The organism is Stenotrophomonas sp. Steno-Z2 (genome assembly GCF_056393235.1).
Genome location: NZ_JBWJOY010000022.1, coordinates 1 through 692 on the forward strand (window position 1 = coordinate 1; position 692 = coordinate 692).

The following is a 692-nucleotide window of genomic DNA, read 5'->3' on the forward strand; positions in this document are numbered from 1 at the left end:
GTCACCACGGTGCCGCGGCCCGAGATCGAGAACACGTCTTCCACCGGCATCAGGAACGGCTTGTCGATGTCGCGCTCCGGGGTCGGGATCCAGCTGTCCAGCGCCTCGACCAGCTTCAGGATCGCCGGCACGCCGATCTCGCTCTGGTCGCCTTCCAGCGCCAGGCGGGCCGAACCGTGCACGATCGGGGTGTCGTCGCCCGGGAAGTCGTACTTGCTCAGCAGCTCGCGCACTTCCATTTCCACCAGCTCCAGCAGCTCGGCGTCGTCCACCATGTCGGCCTTGTTCAGGAACACGACGATGTACGGCACGCCGACCTGGCGCGACAGCAGGATGTGCTCGCGGGTCTGCGGCATCGGGCCGTCAGCGGCCGAGCACACCAGGATCGCGCCGTCCATCTGCGCGGCACCGGTGATCATGTTCTTGACGTAGTCGGCGTGGCCCGGGCAGTCAACGTGGGCGTAGTGACGGGTCTCGGATTCGTACTCGACGTGCGCGGTCGAGATCGTGATGCCGCGCGCCTTCTCTTCCGGCGCGGCGTCGATCGAGGAGTAGTCCTTGAACTCGCCACCGAAACGCTCCGCACCGATCTTGGTCAGCGCGGCGGTCAGCGTGGTCTTGCCATGGTCGACGTGGCCGATGGTGCCGACGTTGACGTGCGGCTTGGTACGTTCGAACTTACCCTTGGACAT

General features: G+C 65.8%; 1 protein-coding gene. It reads right to left on the reverse strand.

The features are described from left to right. Positions 1–692 (reverse strand): GTP-binding protein (locus AC06FP_RS16835; RefSeq protein WP_478076335.1); only part of this gene is annotated, 692 nt, incomplete at its 3' end.